The organism is Bacteroides eggerthii (assembly GCF_025146565.1).
Taxonomy (GTDB): domain Bacteria; phylum Bacteroidota; class Bacteroidia; order Bacteroidales; family Bacteroidaceae; genus Bacteroides; species Bacteroides eggerthii.
The window spans coordinates 3,141,046-3,159,221 of the sequence record NZ_CP102258.1; the positions used below are offsets into that span (position 1 = coordinate 3,141,046).

Below are 18,176 nucleotides of genomic sequence, written 5' to 3' on the forward strand. Positions count from 1 at the left end.
TATTTTAGATTAAAATATACTTTTAGATTATGAAAAAGCAATATGATTATTTAATAGTTGGCTCTGGACTGTATGGTGCTACATTCGCTCATCTAGCATGTAAATATGGGAAAAAATGCCTTGTCATTGACAAAAGGAAACACCTAGGTGGCAATATCTATTGTGAAAATATAGAAGGAATAAATGTACATACCTATGGCGCACACATTTTTCATACATCAAATAAAAAGATTTGGGATTTCGTCAACAGCATAACAGAATTTAATAATTTTACAAATTCTCCTGTAGCAAACTATAATGGTAAATTATACAATTTACCGTTTAATATGAATACCTTTTATCAAATGTGGGGAGTCCTAACCCCAGCAGAAGCACAATGTATAATAGAAGCTCAAAGACAAGAAGCGCTTAAAGAGATGAAAAAAAAAGGTATTAAAGAGCCTCGTAATTTAGAAGAGCAAGCAATATCCCTAATAGGGAAAGATATTTATGAAAAGTTAATAAAAGGATACACAGAAAAGCAATGGGGAAGAAAATGTACTGAACTTCCAGCATTTATTATCAAGCGTTTACCTGTACGGTTTACTTTTGACAATAATTATTTTAATGATATCTATCAAGGTATTCCAATTGGTGGATATAACAAGCTAATTAATGGATTATTGTCAGGTATAGAGGTAAAATGTGAAACTGATTTTTTTTCTAACAGAAATTATTTTGAGAATATTGCAGAGAAAACTGTTTTTACCGGAAAGATTGATGAATATTATAATTATCAATATGGAAAGTTAGAATACCGAACGGTTAAATTTAAAACACAAATATTGAAATGTTGCAATTTTCAAGGAAATGCAGTCATTAACTACACATCCTCAGATATTCCGTATACACGTATCATAGAACACAAACATTTTGAATTTGGAAAACAACTTAATACTGTAATATCCAAAGAGTATCCCTCAGAATGGTCTCCTGGAAGTGAACCCTTTTACCCTATAAATGATTCCAAAAATTCAAAAGTTTATTCATTATATAAAAACCTAGCCAGCAGTAAAAATAATATAATATTTGGAGGTAGATTAGCCGAATATAAATATTATGATATGCATCATATTATTGGAAAAGTACTAAGTACAAAAAATATATAATTATGGATAATATAGCAGCATGTATCGTAACATATAATCGAAAAGAATTATTAATAAAATGTCTAAACTCAATTATATCTCAAACACAAACAGTACAAGAAATTATAATAGTAAATAACTGTTCTACAGATGGAACCAAAGATATGCTTTTTTCAAAAGGATATATATGTCCCATTAATGAATATACATCAGAAGATGCAAGCATATATATATCTAATTATAAAATATCAAAGACGCAAAATATCCAGATACGGCTTATTGATAAAATATTAAACGAAGGTGGAGCCGGTGGATTTTATACTGCGATGAAAACAGCATATGAATTAGGATATGAATGGGTATGGTTAATGGATGATGACGGAATACCTAATAATAATCAGATAGAGGAATTACTTAAAAAGAGTAAAAAATATAATTTATTGTTTTGCAACGCATTAGTATGCAGAATAGATGATCCAAATCAATTAGTATTCGGAATCAACAAGAAATATAAGAGTCATCAATTCCAAGACAACGAAATTGAATATGGAGAAATGAATCCCTATAATGGAACACTTATTCATCATTCTGTTATGGAAAAAATAGGATTTACCAAAAAGGAGATGTTCATTTGGGGAGATGAAGTTGAATACATGCAACGAGCTATTAAAAATGGATACCCACTGGTTACTATATGTACAGCGATACATTATCATCCTAAAAATCAGAGTAATTCTATTAATATCATACCTCTCTTAAAATATAAAAAAATTAGAATTCCAAATCCTAAATTTTCACACCATTACTATAGAAATCTTGGATATATAAAAAGAAATTATGAATCGTATAAAAAGGTTCTTAAATGTTTCATATCGTATTCACTTACTTATCTAATACGACTGAATTTCAAAGAATACTATAAATTTATAAAATATTATAGTAGAGGAGTTAGAAATCGATATAATTAAGTGTATGAAAATAGACTATATATTAATATATATACTATTTGTTATATTCCTATATATAGAAGGTAAATTCATATATAGGAATAAACAGAACAAAAATATATTACCACTTATATCAATAATTCTTTTTTATTCACTCATAGAATCTATACGTTATGGAAGAGGGGTTGATTATTGGGGATATCGTATTACCTACAAAGTAGGTATCTCAACAGGACAATATTTCTTTGATATCACAAATTCTTTATTCAGATTCCTAAATCTAACATTCAATGATAGTCTGTTTGCTTTCGCCTTATGTTACATGCTCAGTATAGTACTCATTGTAAATAAATACAAATATTGGTTTCCATACCTCCTACCACTATTTTTTATATTTACTGTCATAGAAAGCGAATGTTTCATCAGACAATTTTTTGCAATGTCTTTTGCTAATTTTGCCTTTCTGAATTTAATCAAAACGAATAAAATTAATAAAATTTTATTCGTTTTATTCGCTATTATAGCTTTCTTTATACATTCATCAACTATCTTCTTTATACTCATTATCCTTATTCTTAATTTCATCAAATATCCTATCAATTATAAATATTCAATCTCTCTATATATCCTATTCGCTTTATTTATTGATATTGCACAAACAAATATATTGCCATTTTTATTATCTTCAATAGATATAGGAGATAATAAATTTAGTTCATACATTTCTCTATCTGAAAGATGGTTTGGCAAAGAAGCCATAAATGATATTTATAATCAAAAATGGTACATGCAGTCTCTAAATATAATCTTTGACATTTCTTTAATTTTTTCTGGATACAAACTTATAAAAGAAAACCATTTTAGTCATAGAACCACTCTTATTTACAATCTTTTTGTCATTGGAGCAATATTATATAGAGCTTTTTTCAATATAGAATTAATACGTAGAATAGCATTTATGGAATATTTATGGGTATTTGTCATAGCTAGCTGCTTTCTCTATTTTTTCCACAAAAGAAAGAACAATATAATAGATGTTATCACAATTATAATAGTACTATTGTACACAATAGCCATTTTTAGCAAATTCTTGACAGAAACACATTTTAATAATTTTATTTGGGATGCATATGGAAATACCTAAAATTAGTATTATAGTTCCCATTTATAAGGTTGAAAAATATCTTGAGCGATGCATAGAGACCTTAATAAATCAATCCATTAAAAACATTGAAATTATTTTAATAAATGACGGCTCTCCAGACAATAGTTCTGAAATTTGTGATAAATATGCCTTAACAGATTTACGAATCAAAGTCATTCATAAAGAAAACGAAGGCTTAGGACTAGCTCGGAATACAGGATTAGAAGTAGCAACAGGTACATACATTGCCTTTGTAGATTCTGATGATTATGTAGATATAAATATGTACAAAAAATTAGCAGAATATGCAGACAAACATCACTGCGATGCTGTTTTCTGCAATTTTTATACAGAAATAAATAATGGGAAATGGCGTAATAGTTCTGAAGTATCTGATTATGAATTGTGGGAAAAAAGCAAAATCCATTCATTTATGTTAGACATGATAGCTTCAAAGCCGCATGAAAAACTAGAACGCAAATACCAAATGTCTGTATGGCATGCAATATATAAACATACCATCATTGATAAAGAAAATATTAGATTTTTATCTGAAAGAGTAGTTGTGTCAGAAGATATACCTTTTCAAGTTGATTTTTTATCAGCTTCTAATAGAATAGGCTATATTCCCAATGCCTATTATTACTATTGCAAAAACGATAATTCTCTTACAAAAAACTTTTTGACAGAGAAATATGATAGATTTAAAAATCTTAGAAATCATCTTTTAATGAAAAATTCGACAATTGAATACAAACAAAGAGTAAATAAACTTTTTATTGGATATTGTCGTAGCTACATAACAGAACTAATAAACTCTAATCAAAATAACAAAAAAGGAATCCTTAATATCATTGTAAAAGATCCTATTTGGGAAACAATAAAAAGAGAATATAAAAGCAGCTATCTACCCATATATTCAAGAATATATTATAAAATAATTTTATCAAAAAATAGTAGAATACTGTTGATATATTCATCATTTATTAATCTAATAAAGAAAATAAGAAAATGATAAATTCTATTGAAAAATTACATTCATATAAAACAGAAGATTTAAAACGATACGGTAACCACAAGCCTACATTCAAGGATTTAATTTTACATAATGAAAGCTGGTACATATACCAGTATATCAAACACCTACGCTATGTAGAATATTACAGAAATACAAAAAAATCAAAAATTTTATTCTTATACCACTTCTTTAAATATAAAAGATTAGGGTTCAAACTAAAAATAACGATTTATCCTAATACAGTCGGACCAGGTTTCCGTATTTATCATGTTGGAGATTTTATTCACGTAAAACCTACTTGTCGTATTGGACGTAATTGTACAATATTACCTGGAGTTGTCTTTGGAAACAAATATGAACAAGCAGACAATGCCCCAGTAGTGGTAGGAGATAATTGTTATTTGGGACTTGGAGCCAAAATATTTGGTTCAGTCAAAATAGGTAATAATGTAACAATTGGTGCTAATTCTGTTGTTACAAAAGACATCCCAGACAATGCTATTGTAGGAGGAATACCAGCTAAAATTATAAGATTTAAAGGCAACGCCAATAAAGAAAGAGAATAATAAAGATAATTTCCCTATACCGAAATTTATAAAAGATAGTCTCTCATTAGATTATGAAACAACGAAACCCTAGTATAGATATATTAAAATGTATAGCTGCCCTGCTTATTACCAACTCACATATGGAGTTACTGTATGGCAAATATAGTGTCATGGCAACAGGAGGAGCTATTGGTGACGTATTATTCTTTTTCTGCTCAGGATTCACGCTTTTCTTAGGAAGAATGGGGCGATTTGATAATTGGTATAAAAGAAGAATCAATAGAATATATCCTACAGTCTTTGCTTGGGCAATAGTACAAGAGTTTATTTTCAATTATCACAAAGACATAAAATATATAATTATACATGGAGGCGGATGGTTCGTCACCTGCATTATGATCTATTATGTTATCCTCTACTTCATCCAAAGATATATGCTCAACAATTTAAAATTGGTATTTGGCATAGCAACCACAATATGCATAGCTTGGTACATAGCCATAGACAGACCTGTAGATTATAATATGTATGGTAATACTTATTTTAAATGGTGCCATTACTTCCTTTTCATGTTAATGGGAGCAATATTAGGAATTAATCATAAAGAACGAACTTACTCTTTTAAATGGGACACATTCAAATTAGTTAGTTCCATTGCCATTTACTATACTTATTTATTCATTGGTCGAAAAATCACAATTGTAAACGAATTCCAGATACTCTCATTAATTCCTCTATTAATGACTGTATTTTATTTTTATAAAATATGCAATAGCAATACCTTAAAGCACTGTTATAAACATAGAATAGGAGGCTATTGTATTAGACTTATCGGTGGATTATGCTTAGAAATATACTTAATTCAAGGAGCATTATTTACAGACCAAATGAACTTTATTTTCCCTTTAAATTTAATCATTATGTTTGGTATCATATTAATAGGAGCATACCTATTACGCTGCTGTGCACGTATCTTTAGCCAAACATTTAAAGATGGTGAATATAACTGGAAAGATATTATAAAAATACTCAACTGACATGCACACACCTAAAGTATTGGTTGTTGCTACTTCCCGCAAGACACGAGGTGGCATTACTTCCGTAGTGAAGGCCCATGAAACAAGTGAGCAATGGAAAAAGTATCATTGTAAGTGGATTGAGACACATAGAGATGGAAATAATATAAGAAAACTATGGTATTTAGGAACAGCACTAATTGAATACATTTGCCTATTACCATTTTATGATATAGTACATATACACGTAGGATTAAGAACTTCCGTTAGAAGAAAATTAATATTTGCACATATTGCACGTTTACTAAAGAAAAAAATCATCATTCACTTTCATCCAGCAACAGAAAAACATCTATTTGATCCTGAATTCAATGCTAATATCAAAAAGTTATTCAACATATCTGACAAACTATTAGTTTTATCTCCCAAATGGATAGAATGGATAAATGAAGCTTTCCCTAAAAACAGATATAACATGGAAGTAGTTTACAATCCATGTCCCAATGTAAAAAGAAATGATCAAAGAGATAAATATATTTTATATGCAGGGATTTTATCTGACAGAAAAGGATATAACAGGCTTATGGAAGCCTTTAGTAAGATTGCAACAAAATATTCAGATTGGAAAATTGTATTTGCCGGAAATGGAGAAATCGACAAAGGAAAAGCATTAGCCATTCAATTTGGAATAGAACAACAAACCATTTTCCTAGGTTGGATAACAGGAAGCGACAAAGAAAACGTGTTTCAGCATGCTTCTATTTATTGTTTACCAAGTTGGGGAGAAGGATTCCCAATGGGAGTTTTAGATGCAATGGCCTATGGAATCCCTGTGGTTACAACCCCTGTAGGCGGGTTAGAAAAAGTATTTCACAACGAAATTGATGCAATGATTTACGATACGTATGATTTGGACATGTTAGCAGAAAAATTAGAATTACTAATAAGATCGGAAGAATATAGATACAGCATGTCCCACGAAGCCGATAAATTAGTGTATAATGACTTCAACATAACCAATATCTGCAATAAAATTGAGAAAATATATGAAAGCATGTAGTCCGCAATTAGCAAAAGCAAAGTATTGTACCGGATGTATGGCGTGTAGTGATATATGCCGTCATGACGCTATAAAAATCGTAGAAAGGAACTGCTTACCATTTGTACAAATTGATGCAGATAAATGTATAAACTGTGGTTTGTGCCAAAAAGCATGCCCAATAGTAACCCCGATCAACAAGAATCGATTTGAGGACATGAAAGTGTATGGCGGATGGGCAAACGACGAGCAAACACGTATAGATGCAGCTTCCGGGGGTGGATTCGCCGGACTAGCACAGAGTTTCTTCCATTTACATAAGGAAAAAGTAGCAGTAGTTGGTGCTACGCTTACAAATAACAGAGTGTATCACATATTAATAGAACAAGAAAAAGATATACCATTACTAACCAATAGTAAATACATACAAAGCAACACTAAAGGAATATATAAAGCAGTAGCCGAAAAACTAAAAAATGATTATTGGATTTTATTTTCGGGATGTCCCTGTCAAATAGCAGGACTATATGGCTACTTAGGCAAAAAATACCGGAATTGTGAGCGTCTTGTAACTATCGAAGTGGTGTGCCATGGAATTGCCAGCCATGAGGCATTAGACCTACACTTGGAATATTATAACTCATCACGCATATATCGTTTTCGTGATAAGCGAAAAGGAACACAAGATTGGAAGTTCTCGCAATGTACTACTATTGAACAAAATGGAAAAGAGGTAAAACTAAAAAGAGAAGAAGACATGTTCTATGCTATTTATGCAGGCTGGATGCTTGACAGAAAAAGCTGTAGCAATTGCCAGTTCTCAGAAATAAACAGAGTAGCCGATATCACAATTGCAGACTTTTGGGGATTGCCAGTACCGGACTATTACAAACAAGGTGTTTCACTCATTATTGCAAATAACGCCAAGGCAGATTCTTTAATAAGAGAAGCGGATGCCATTTATACATTCGAAGATTCATTACGTACTGCTATTGACGGAAACCCACACCTATTTACCGGCTATAAATTTATCCAATATCATCCAATAGTGGTATGGCCAAACTTTTTCAGAAAAGTTCTTCCCAAAAAATTACGTTTCAATATATTGACTAATAGAATGCCTCATAAACTATCATGGGCTTTCTACAAACTGGCAACAATATATTCAATAAAATATAGAAAAAAGCAAACAATAAATAGACTACAAAACAAAGCTCCTCATTTGTTAAAAAAAGCAAATAGAGGGGGGGGGGTAAAATGGCCGATATCTAAATTACAACAAAATATATAACTATGAAAATTGGAATAATCACCATTTGTAAGGTTAACAATTATGGAGCAGAACTACAGGCCTTTGCTACCCAAAAACGATTGGAACAAATGGGACATAAAGCAGAAATTATAGACTATCTCTACTATAAAAATTGGCAATTTAAAGATACTACTTTATCACAACCATTTATAACAATAAATACGAAAGGAAAACTAATGTATTGGCTAAAGTATCGGTTAGCGAGCTGGGCAGTAGATAAAATACTACCTATAGTCAATAAAAATGAAAAACGAAGAAAACAGAATTACCAATCATTTATAGATTGTGGATGCTATTCGCAAAAATATATATCAATGGATGAACTATATCATGCCAATATGGATTATGATATTTACATAGTGGGAAGTGACCAAGTATGGAATCCTTCAGCATCTTCCTCTATTGAACCCTATTTCCTGACTTTTGCTCCCCAAAAGGCTCCGAAATTGGCCTATGCATCTTCTTTTGGTGTATCATCAATTGCTCCTGAATTGTCCAAACGTTATACGGAATTATTGAATAACCTTAATACGATTGCAGTAAGAGAACAAAGTGGGGTGGAACTTGTAAAACAGTTAACCGGAAGAGAAGCCCAATTGGTTGTCGACCCTACTTTATTATTAAATAAAACTGATTGGAATCCGTATATGAAACCCGTAAAGGGAATATCACCTTTCAACTATGTATTGGTCTATGAACTATTACCTTCTCAAATTTTATTGGATATAGCAGTAAAAGTAGGAAAAGAGAAAAATATACCAGTATATTGCATTTGCAAACGAGCATATGGAATTAAAAAAAATCCTGATACCATTAATATATTGGATGCCGGACCTGCCGAGTTCCTATGGTTAATAGCAAATGCCACTTGCATGATTACTAATTCTTTTCATGGGACTGCATTTTCAGTAAACTTCGCAACACCATTCTGTTGTGTGCTCAACCGTAAAAGAAATAACAATGGACGTATGGCCTCTTTATTATGTAAACTGAATTTGGAAGATCGCATTTTGTACGAGGACAAGGCAACAGACTTTAATGTCACGTCTGTATATAAAGAAGTGGATAATAGAGTTCTAGACACATTAGTAATCGATTCAATAAATTATCTCAAAAAAGCCATAGGCAATTAAAGAATGCTGAATATTATTATCAACGCATACGCCTGTTCTCCCAACATGGGGAGTGAGCCTGGTATGGCTTGGAATTGGTGTATAAATCTTGCCAAACACTGTGAATTACACATCATCACAGAAGGAGAATTCAAGGAGAAAATAGAAACTGCACTCCCTACTCTACCCCAAGGAAAAAATATGCACTTCTATTATAATCCGGTATCGGATGAAATAAGAAAAATGTGCTGGAATCAAGGTGACTGGCGTTTTTATAAATACTATAAACAATGGCAATGGAAAACCTATGAAATGGCTAAAGATATCATTGCCAAACAAAAAATTGACATTATACATCAGCTGAACATGATTGGTTTCCGCGAACCGGGTTATCTGTGGAAAATAGAAAATAAACCGTTTGTATGGGGACCCATTGGAGGTATGAAACAATTTCCTGAAGCCTACTTGCAAGGGAGTGGCATAAAGATGCAAGTGTTCAACAAACTAAAAAACAAAATCAATATTTACCAAATAAAGCATGACAAAAGAGTACATCGAGCTTTAACTAAAGCAGATCTATTAATAAGTTCCATACCGGACTCCTATTATGCTATAAAAAAATACAAACACTTAGAATCTGTTATTATTCCCGAAACCGGATGTTTTAAAAGCGAGCTACTTGAGACTAAAATATACGACATAAATAAAGAAAGTCTTCATCTTATCTGGGTAGGCAAGTTTGATTTCAGAAAACAACTGAGAATAGCTTTAGAAACAATATCTCACTTAAAACATCTGAAAAACCTTCAACTTTCAATATGTGGTATGGGAAGTGAGCAACAAAATACTTATTATAAAAAGATAGCCACTAATTTAGGAATAACACAGCAAATAATCTGGCATGGAAACCTGAATAATACCAAGGTACTGGCATTAATGAAAAAAGCAGATTTATTTTTCTTTACCAGCGTCAGTGAGGATACATCAACAGTTGTACTAGAAGCTATCAGTAGCCAACTGCCCGTATTATGTTTTGACGCCTGCGGATTTGGACATGTCATTAATGAAAAGGTAGGAATAAAAATCCCATTAAGTACCCCCAAACAATCAGTACATGATTTCGTCGAAAAAATAAGTTACTTATATCAGAATAAAGAAGTTCTTCAAGAATTAGCAAGCAACTGTAAGCAAAGGCAAGAGGAACTTTCATGGGAGAATAAAGCCAAACAAATGGTGGCATTATATAACCAAATTTTAAACGGCAAATAAACAATGAACAACAAAAAAAATTGCACAGGAACAGCATAGCTTACACACAAAGCTTTCATAATGCAATATGATGCGAATCAAGAGTTGATATTAGGGACAATATATTAAATGATGCTAACAAAAAAGTGAGACAAGATAACAGATAAAGTAGCAGAAGTATATAGAGAATGAGTTCCGTCCCCAATAATATGAAAATAATAAAAGCAAAAACAAGAGGTCGGAGATTTTTCGCTATATTTGTGGCATATAAAAAGAAAGAGGGAAAGAAAAAATGCAGTTCAAGCTTACAAATATAAATAAGATAAAGAATGCCACAATCGAATTGAATGGCTTGACCATCATTGCCGGAGTGAATGATTCAGGAAAAAGCACAATAGGAAAAATGTTATTTGCCCTGACCAAAGCGATAGGAAATATGGGGAACCATAACGATGAGCAACGATATAGAAGAATCCGATTTCAAGCAGCAATGTTATACAATCAGTTATCTTCCATTGAAAAGAATCTGCAAATAAATATTAAGGAGAAATTAATTCTTCCTCCAAACATCAATGAGTTCATGGAGGAACTAATGGATGCAACCATTGCTGATAACTTATTATTAGAGGAAAAAGAGAAATTTACAGAACATATAGATATCACTCCTCAACAAAAAGCAAGAATCCTAAGATATCTGGAAAACATAAAGGAGGAGATACAGGAAAATAAAGAGCCGCAAAACATATTGAAAAAGGAGTTTGAAACAATCATAGAAGCCGAATTCCTGAATAATATCTGTACAAATGGCACAGAACATTCCGAAATAGCTTTTTACGAAGGAACACATGATAACAATGTGTTCATCTCTCTTGAAAAGAATAAAATAAAAGACATTTCTGCTACAAATTTGACGGAATTCCAAATAAATGACGCAACCTTTGTGGAATCTCCTCTGTACATTCATTTATTGGACATACTGGCTTCTGCACAAACACTGAAGGAAAAAAGATACAGCACTGCTATATTCAGGCCGCTTGTCAATTATCACGTAAAGGATATGGCTCAAAAACTAGATGCCATAAAGTATCCCTTCTTGGCTCCTTCCCTATTTGATGACAAAATGAATGCCATAGGAGATATAACCGGGGGCAAATTTGAGTTTGACAACAAAACAAGAAACTTGTTTTGGAAAAAAGAAGGCGTAAAGTATTCGCCTGTCAACGTGGCCTCAGGTATAAAAGCCTTCGGAGTCATGCAAATATTAATGGAGACACAAGCTATTAATGAGAATAAAATACTAATATGGGACGAACCCGAAAACCATTTGCACCCTGAATGGCAAATAAAAATAGCACAATTGTTTGTTGAAATAGCTAAAGCGGGAGTTCCAATTCTTATTAGTTCCCACAGCCCCTACTTCATCCAAGGTGTGAGGTATTTTACCGAAAAACATGAATTGAACAAGTTTGTGAATTATTATTTAGCAAAAGAAACGGAAGATGGATTGAGCGAATTAGAGGATGTAACGAAAGACTTGAACCAGATATTTGTCAAACTGGCACAGCCTATGAACGAAATTATAAACATAGGAATGTGATGGAGAAAACTGAACTGACACCTGAACTGATTTTCGAGGAAATTGCAACAAAATCAGAAACACCGACAACATCTATATGTACTTTACACAATCCTTGCCACCCAAATCCGAAATGCACCTCCATACAACAAACAATGGTTTTGAATTTCGATCGGATAGAAAGTAATTGGCATCAAAAAAAGAAAGAACCCAATACTGATTCTGTAGATGCACTAACCTATACATCCAACAAATTGTGCATGGTTGAATTAAAAGGATGGAAAAGTTTTCTGGAGCATCAAAACATCTCACACAAAGAAAAGGCTACCGGACATGAAAAAGAAATCTTGAACAAACGTATAGATAAACAAAACCAGAAGTACAAATTGCAAGACAAATTGTTGGAAAGTATTAGCTTGTGCGAAGAAATAATAGGAATAAAAGACATAAAGCAATTGGTTTCGATTCTCTATATCCTTGTAACAGATATAAATCCATATCAGAATGCCATTTCATCATTGACACAACAATTAAACATGTTGGCGAATACAGCAACAGATTGGGAAACTGTATGCGCCAGCAAAATGTCACAGCATTTTACAAACGAAACCAAAACAATAAAAGGCATTAAAACGGCATTCATCTATTGTAAAGAGTTTGATAAATTCATCAAAACAATCGACTCAAAGGGGAACACTCAGAGTAAGGATAAAGAACTGCAAGAGATATCCCAATAGGCTACACTCTTACATATTTGATGGCCCCTTTTGATAATAAAATTTCCATTTATCTATATTTTTCACATTTTTTCTTGGTTATCCTATACTTTTGAGTTAATTTTGCCGCATATATTTATACCTCATTATATATGTCTGTCCTATTAACCTTTTGTGTGACAGGCAATAGCGTAGCGTACTCTGCGGTAAATACAGCTTTCCAAAAACATGTTGAAATTAAAAACTGTTTCACTTCTGGGACACAGAAGCGAACTTGATGCATTGCCAAAAGGTAAGTTGCTGATAAACACTATCAATGCCCACTCATACAATACGGCTCAAAAAGATATGGCATTTGCCGAAGCATTGCTGAATGGAGATGCCTTGATTCCGGACGGTGCAAGTATCGTATTAGCCTTTAAGCTTTTGAGACATAGAAAAATAGAACGGATTGCCGGTTGGGATTTATTTCTCCATGAAATGAAGAAACTGAACCGGGAAGGCGGCGTCTGTTTCTTTTTAGGCAGCAATGAAGATACATTAAGAAAAATCAAGGTAAAGGCTGTCAGGTTATACCCCAATATCCGGGTAGAGACCTATTCCCCACCCTACAAGGCAGAATTCTCAGAGGAAGACAACCGGCAGATGATAGAAGCTGTGAACCATGTAAAACCCGATTTACTATGGGTGGGCATGACTGCACCCAAACAAGAAAAATGGGTATACGCGCACCTGAAAGAGTTGGATGTGAACGGACCGATAGGCACCATCGGCGCTGTGTTCGATTTCTTTGCAGAAAACATACAGCGTGCACCGCTGTGGTGGCAGGAGCATGGTCTGGAATGGTTGTACCGACTGATGAAAGAACCCAAAAGAATGTGGAGAAGATATGTCATAGGGAATGCCCTCTTTCTGGGATACTTATTAAAAGAAAAAATATCAAATTAATAAAAGACACAGAATGAAAAAAGTAGCATTAATCTCCGGCATCACCGGACAAGACGGTTCGTTTCTTGCCGAACTTTTAATTGATAAAGGTTATGAAGTTCATGGCATATTGCGCCGTTCGTCTTCCTTCAACACCGGGCGTATCGAACATCTTTATCTGGATGAATGGGTGCGTGATATGAAAAAAAACCGTCTGGTGAATCTGCACTATGGAGATATGACGGACAGCAGTTCACTGATACGTATCATTCAGCAAGTGCAACCGGATGAGATTTATAATCTTGCCGCACAAAGCCATGTAAAGGTATCTTTCGATGTGCCCGAATATACGGCAGAAGCCGATGCAGTAGGTACATTACGCATGTTGGAAGCTGTGCGTATTCTGGGTATGGAAAAAAAGACAAGAATTTATCAGGCTTCTACCTCCGAACTGTTCGGTAAGGTGCAGGAAGTGCCGCAGAAAGAAACAACTCCTTTCTATCCGCGCAGCCCGTACGGTGTAGCCAAACAATATGGTTTCTGGATTACGAAGAACTACCGCGAAAGCTATGACATGTATGCCGTAAACGGGATTCTTTTCAATCACGAAAGCGAACGTCGCGGCGAAACATTCGTAACCCGCAAAATTACACTGGCCGCAGCACGCATCGCACAAGGTTTCCAAGACAAACTGTATCTGGGAAATTTGGACGCACGCCGCGACTGGGGATATGCCAAAGATTATGTGGAATGTATGTGGCTCATCCTGCAACATGACAAACCGGAAGACTTCGTCATCGCTACCGGTGAGATGCACACCGTACGAGAGTTTGCTACACTTGCCTTTAAAGAAGCCGGCATAGAGCTGCGCTGGGAAGGCGAAGGTGTGAATGAAAAAGGCATCGACGTGAAAACCGGCAAAGCATTGGTAGAGGTTGATCCGAAATATTTCCGTCCCTGCGAAGTGGAGCAGCTATTGGGTGACCCGACCAAAGCAAAAACATTGCTGGGCTGGAATCCTACTAAGACAAGTTTTCCGGAACTTGTAAAAATCATGGTGGCTCATGATATGAAATTTGCAAAGAAGCTGTATCTGAAAGCACAGACAGAAGAATAAATACATACTTTTCTAAAGTGTAATACTGTGAAGAAGTACTTATTAGTAATCTGGTTGATTTCCTGCTGTATAACAATACGGGCCCAATACTCCATAGGCAACACCGGCCTACTGAACATCCCCACTGCCGACATGCAGGAGACCGGCACTTTCATGGGTGGCGGAAACTATCTGCCCAATGGCATGACCCCATTCAACTTCAACACAGGAAATTATTTCATCAACATAACATTTCTGTCAATACTGGAGATGAGCTATCGGTGCACCCTGTTGAAAATAACACGATATGACGGAAAAAAAGGATATTTCCAGCAAGACCGTTCAATGACCGCACGCCTACGCCCGCTAAAAGAAGGCAGATTTCATCCTTCAGTAGTAATCGGTGTGGACGACCCTTTCAAGAATACGGGAAATAATTACTTCGGTACCGTATACGGAGTATTGACCAAAAGTTTCTCCATAGCCGGAAGGGACAGGCTTGCATTGACTGCCGGATATTATATTCCGATAAACGACCGGAGCATACAGAAAGGCCCGTTTGGCGGCATCAGCTACTCTCCCGCCTTTTACAGGGAAATGGCGTTCATGGCAGAATATGATTCCGACGGATTCAACATAGGAGCCGCCACCAGATTATGGAAACATATCTCATTGCACATCTTTACCAGAGACTTCAAATGTGTGTCAGGCGGAATACGGTACGAGTGTAAGCTATTGCACTAAAGAAACGGATATTTATGAAAAAACATTCTATATCATATCTGCTTTTCTCCATTTGTTGCTTACTTCCCAATGCCATAGCCAGCGCCCAATCCGTCACTGAGAAGTTGAAAGCTATCGGCATGGAGAATATCCGTTATGCAGAGACCGGAGAATGCATAACCGTCACTTTTGAAGACAATGTGTATCGGAGCACTTACCAGGGAATAGGAGAAGCGATAGATGCCTGTTTGGAAAGCAATGTAAACAAAAGCCTGCAACTGGTTGCACTGGAAAACCAAATACCTCAGTTATGCATCAGTCTGCCGGACACCTTGCTGAATGATTATCGGGAAGAAAAGATCTCTCTGATGCAGGTGTATGCAGAAATGGGCATCAGCATTGATACCGACCATGCCATGAAAGCCGTAGAAAACGCAAAGGAAATTGAAAACCCTTCGGCATGGAAAGTGGATGTCATCGTATATCCCGAACTGTTCTTGAAGAATAACAGCCTGAACAAACTATATACCTACGCCGTCAACCTCAGCCCTGCCATAGAAATGGGACTGTGGAAAGGTGGAAAACTGACAGCGCAAGTTGTATTCCCCATAGCTGCCAACCTATATGGGGAATATAAAAAGATACATCCGGGCGTGATGACCTTGTCGCAAGAAGTAAGGTTCAGAAACAACCTCTTCGGGCGAATTACAGCCGGAAACTTCACTCACAATCGCATGGGTGCGCAACTGGATATGAAGTTCCGGACAGACAATGGCAGGCTGGAACTCGGAGCATTGGTAGGCGCAACCGTATATTCGGCTATCGTGGACGGTGAAGGATGGTACGTCAGCACTACTCCGAGAGTCAATGCCTTTCTCAAAGCAAGCGTATATGAGCCCCACACCAACCTGCAATTTGACTTGCAAGGCGGACGCTACATCTATGGAGATTACGGAGTGAGAGGTGACTGTACACGACATTTCGGAGAATATGCCATAGGGTTGTACGCATTGTATACGGGAGGAGAGATAAACGGCGGCTTTCACTTCGCCATACCTCTGCCCGGAAAAAGATGGAAACGGAACCATGCCTTCCGGATAAAACCCGCCGACTACTTTGCCTGGACATACAGCATGGTGTCTCATGGAAAATACATCAACGACCAAATGGGGAAAAGCTACAACATACGTCCGGATGAAAACAGAAGCAGCAACTTCTACCAGCCCGACTATATACGCCACTTCCTCATTAAGGAACAGGAAAGAAAAACTAAATAGAAATTATCAAGTATAAACTCTAATTAAAAACAAGAAGTTATGAAAATGAGAAACTTTTTCAGAATGGGAGTGTTGCTCACTGCAATCTGCCTGACCGCTGCCGGATGCGGTAAAGATGACAAAACTCCGGAACAACTTCCAGACCCGCTGGATACTACTACCGAATATTATCTGGTAGGTGTTGTGTCGTCTGCCGAAGGTGTGGTGAAGGGTGCGGAAGTGAAAATAACGGATGACATAAAAGCTACCACCGACGCACAAGGCAAATACAACCTGACCCTGAGCAAGACCGGTGACTACACCGTAACCGTAAAGGCAAGCAAGCTGGAGGATTTCAACACAAAGGTGAACATCGCATCATCCGCCAAAAACCGCAGCACTTTGACGCTCAACGTCAAAATGAGCAAGGTCGTAGAATATACTGCCCCTAAAGAAGCCGTATCGGGTCAGGAAACGAAGGTGGAAGTACCGGCAGCTACTGAAACGGAAACTCCCGCAGCCATTGTAACAGCTCCCGCCAACGCAGTGGATGAGGGTGTGAAAATCAGTGCCGGAGCCTATGAAGAGCCCAAAGCCAATGTATCCGCCCCTGTCACCAGTGAGAAGAAAGAGGTGGAACAGGTGGCAGTAAGCAGCATTGCCATCAAGGCAGAACCGGCAAATGCCACTGCCAAGAAAGATATCGTCATTGCTACGCCAAACCCAAGTGCGAATGTTTCCATCTATTTCGACCCGGACAACATGGTGGCTCAGAAGGATGCTACTCTCACCAGAGCATGGGAGGACCTGAATACGGAAGTGAAGTTCAACAACGGAAACTATGAAATCACCATTCCCACAGGCGCTACGATTGCCGGAAAATATGCCACACGCATAAAGGCCGAAAAAGTGACGAGCAAAGAAACGGTGGGCGAAGCCAACCTTGCCAACGGCGCGGAAACCGTAAAAAAGGATAACAGCGGAAATATATCCGGCATCAAAGATTTTGAAATAAAAGTTGCCATCAAAGCAGGATGGGAATACACCACAACTCCCGCCGCCGCACTGAAAGCAGCCGGTGCAGAGGATGAGAAACTGGCGGCAGCCATCGAAGCGCAAATCCAGTCTACGGAAGGCAACCCGCTTGTTTACACCGTAGAGCGTGTCCTGAAGACCAACATCAGCGGAAACAGCATTCTCTACTATCAGAACAAAGCCAAATACTGTACCAAAACATATACTTTCAAGATCATGGCAAACGGCGTCAAGAAGAATGTCACAATTGCATTGAAATGTTATACCGGATCTGAAGAAAAGTACACCAACCAAAGCAGTGACCAACATTCCGGTGGCGGTACACTCTGATTTGAC

At 36.0% G+C, this 18,176-nt stretch carries 17 protein-coding genes; all 17 read left to right on the forward strand.

The features are described 5' to 3' along the window. The first annotated feature begins 29 nt into the window (after nt 1-29). Nucleotides 30-1,148, forward strand: a complete 1,119-nt coding sequence (gene glf / locus NQ546_RS13055; protein WP_004290657.1) for a UDP-galactopyranose mutase — start codon at nt 30-32, stop codon at nt 1,146-1,148. 2 nt (nt 1,149-1,150) lie between these two features. Beyond that, nucleotides 1,151-2,095, forward strand: a complete 945-nt coding sequence (locus tag NQ546_RS13060) for a glycosyltransferase (protein ID WP_004290656.1) — start codon at nt 1,151-1,153, stop codon at nt 2,093-2,095. A 4-nt stretch (nt 2,096-2,099) separates the two neighbouring features. Further along, nucleotides 2,100-3,218, forward strand: coding sequence for an EpsG family protein (locus NQ546_RS17410; protein ID WP_004290655.1), 1,119 nt, complete (start codon nt 2,100-2,102; stop codon nt 3,216-3,218). Then, nucleotides 3,205-4,233, forward strand: a complete 1,029-nt coding sequence (locus NQ546_RS13065; RefSeq protein WP_004290654.1) for a glycosyltransferase — start codon at nt 3,205-3,207, stop codon at nt 4,231-4,233. The genes NQ546_RS17410 and NQ546_RS13065 overlap by 14 nt, the downstream gene beginning before the upstream one ends. Further along, complete coding sequence (locus tag NQ546_RS13070) at nt 4,230-4,802, forward strand: serine acetyltransferase (RefSeq protein WP_004290653.1); 573 nt, start codon at nt 4,230-4,232, stop codon at nt 4,800-4,802. Before NQ546_RS13065 ends, NQ546_RS13070 begins: the two co-directional genes overlap by 4 nt. A 53-nt stretch (nt 4,803-4,855) precedes the next feature. After that, a complete protein-coding gene (locus NQ546_RS13075) occupies nt 4,856-5,821 on the forward strand; it encodes an acyltransferase family protein (RefSeq protein ID WP_004290652.1) in 966 nt (321 codons plus the stop codon). Nucleotide 5,822: 1 nt separating this feature from the next. Further along, on the forward strand, nt 5,823-6,860 hold the full coding sequence (locus tag NQ546_RS13080; protein WP_004290651.1) for a glycosyltransferase family 4 protein: 1,038 nt from the start codon (nt 5,823-5,825) through the stop codon (nt 6,858-6,860). After that, nucleotides 6,847-8,130, forward strand: coding sequence for a Coenzyme F420 hydrogenase/dehydrogenase, beta subunit C-terminal domain (locus tag NQ546_RS13085; RefSeq protein WP_004290650.1), 1,284 nt, complete (start codon nt 6,847-6,849; stop codon nt 8,128-8,130). The genes NQ546_RS13080 and NQ546_RS13085 overlap by 14 nt, the downstream gene beginning before the upstream one ends. Nucleotides 8,131-8,132: 2 nt before the next feature. Next, nucleotides 8,133-9,284: a polysaccharide pyruvyl transferase family protein gene (locus NQ546_RS13090; RefSeq protein ID WP_004290649.1), complete on the forward strand. Its 1,152-nt coding sequence runs from the start codon at nt 8,133-8,135 to the stop codon at nt 9,282-9,284. 3 nt (nt 9,285-9,287) lie between these two features. Then, the gene (locus NQ546_RS13095; RefSeq protein ID WP_004290648.1) at nt 9,288-10,532 is read left to right on the forward strand and encodes a glycosyltransferase family 4 protein; all 1,245 of its coding nucleotides are present in this window, start codon (nt 9,288-9,290) and stop codon (nt 10,530-10,532) included. A 271-nt stretch (nt 10,533-10,803) separates the two neighbouring features. Continuing rightward, nucleotides 10,804-12,108: an AAA family ATPase gene (locus tag NQ546_RS13100; protein WP_004290646.1), complete on the forward strand. Its 1,305-nt coding sequence runs from the start codon at nt 10,804-10,806 to the stop codon at nt 12,106-12,108. After that, nucleotides 12,108-12,824 (forward strand): hypothetical protein, encoded by a 717-nt coding sequence (locus tag NQ546_RS13105; RefSeq protein WP_004290645.1) that lies wholly within the window; start codon nt 12,108-12,110, stop codon nt 12,822-12,824. Before NQ546_RS13100 ends, NQ546_RS13105 begins: the two co-directional genes overlap by 1 nt. Nucleotides 12,825-13,031: 207 nt before the next feature. Then, nucleotides 13,032-13,751, forward strand: a complete 720-nt coding sequence (locus NQ546_RS13110) for a WecB/TagA/CpsF family glycosyltransferase (protein WP_004290644.1) — start codon at nt 13,032-13,034, stop codon at nt 13,749-13,751. A gap of 13 nt (nt 13,752-13,764) precedes the next feature. Beyond that, nucleotides 13,765-14,847, forward strand: a complete 1,083-nt coding sequence (gene gmd, locus NQ546_RS13115) for a GDP-mannose 4,6-dehydratase (RefSeq protein ID WP_004290643.1) — start codon at nt 13,765-13,767, stop codon at nt 14,845-14,847. A 27-nt stretch (nt 14,848-14,874) separates the two neighbouring features. Beyond that, entirely contained in the window at nt 14,875-15,570 is a 696-nt protein-coding gene (locus tag NQ546_RS13120; protein ID WP_039953266.1) for a YjbH domain-containing protein, read from the forward strand. 14 nt (nt 15,571-15,584) lie between these two features. After that, nucleotides 15,585-16,826, forward strand: a complete 1,242-nt coding sequence (locus tag NQ546_RS13125; RefSeq protein ID WP_004290641.1) for a carbon-nitrogen hydrolase family protein — start codon at nt 15,585-15,587, stop codon at nt 16,824-16,826. Nucleotides 16,827-16,865: 39 nt separating this feature from the next. Continuing rightward, on the forward strand, nt 16,866-18,170 hold the full coding sequence (locus NQ546_RS13130; RefSeq protein ID WP_004290640.1) for a carboxypeptidase-like regulatory domain-containing protein: 1,305 nt from the start codon (nt 16,866-16,868) through the stop codon (nt 18,168-18,170). The last annotated feature ends 6 nt before the right edge of the window (nt 18,171-18,176 follow it).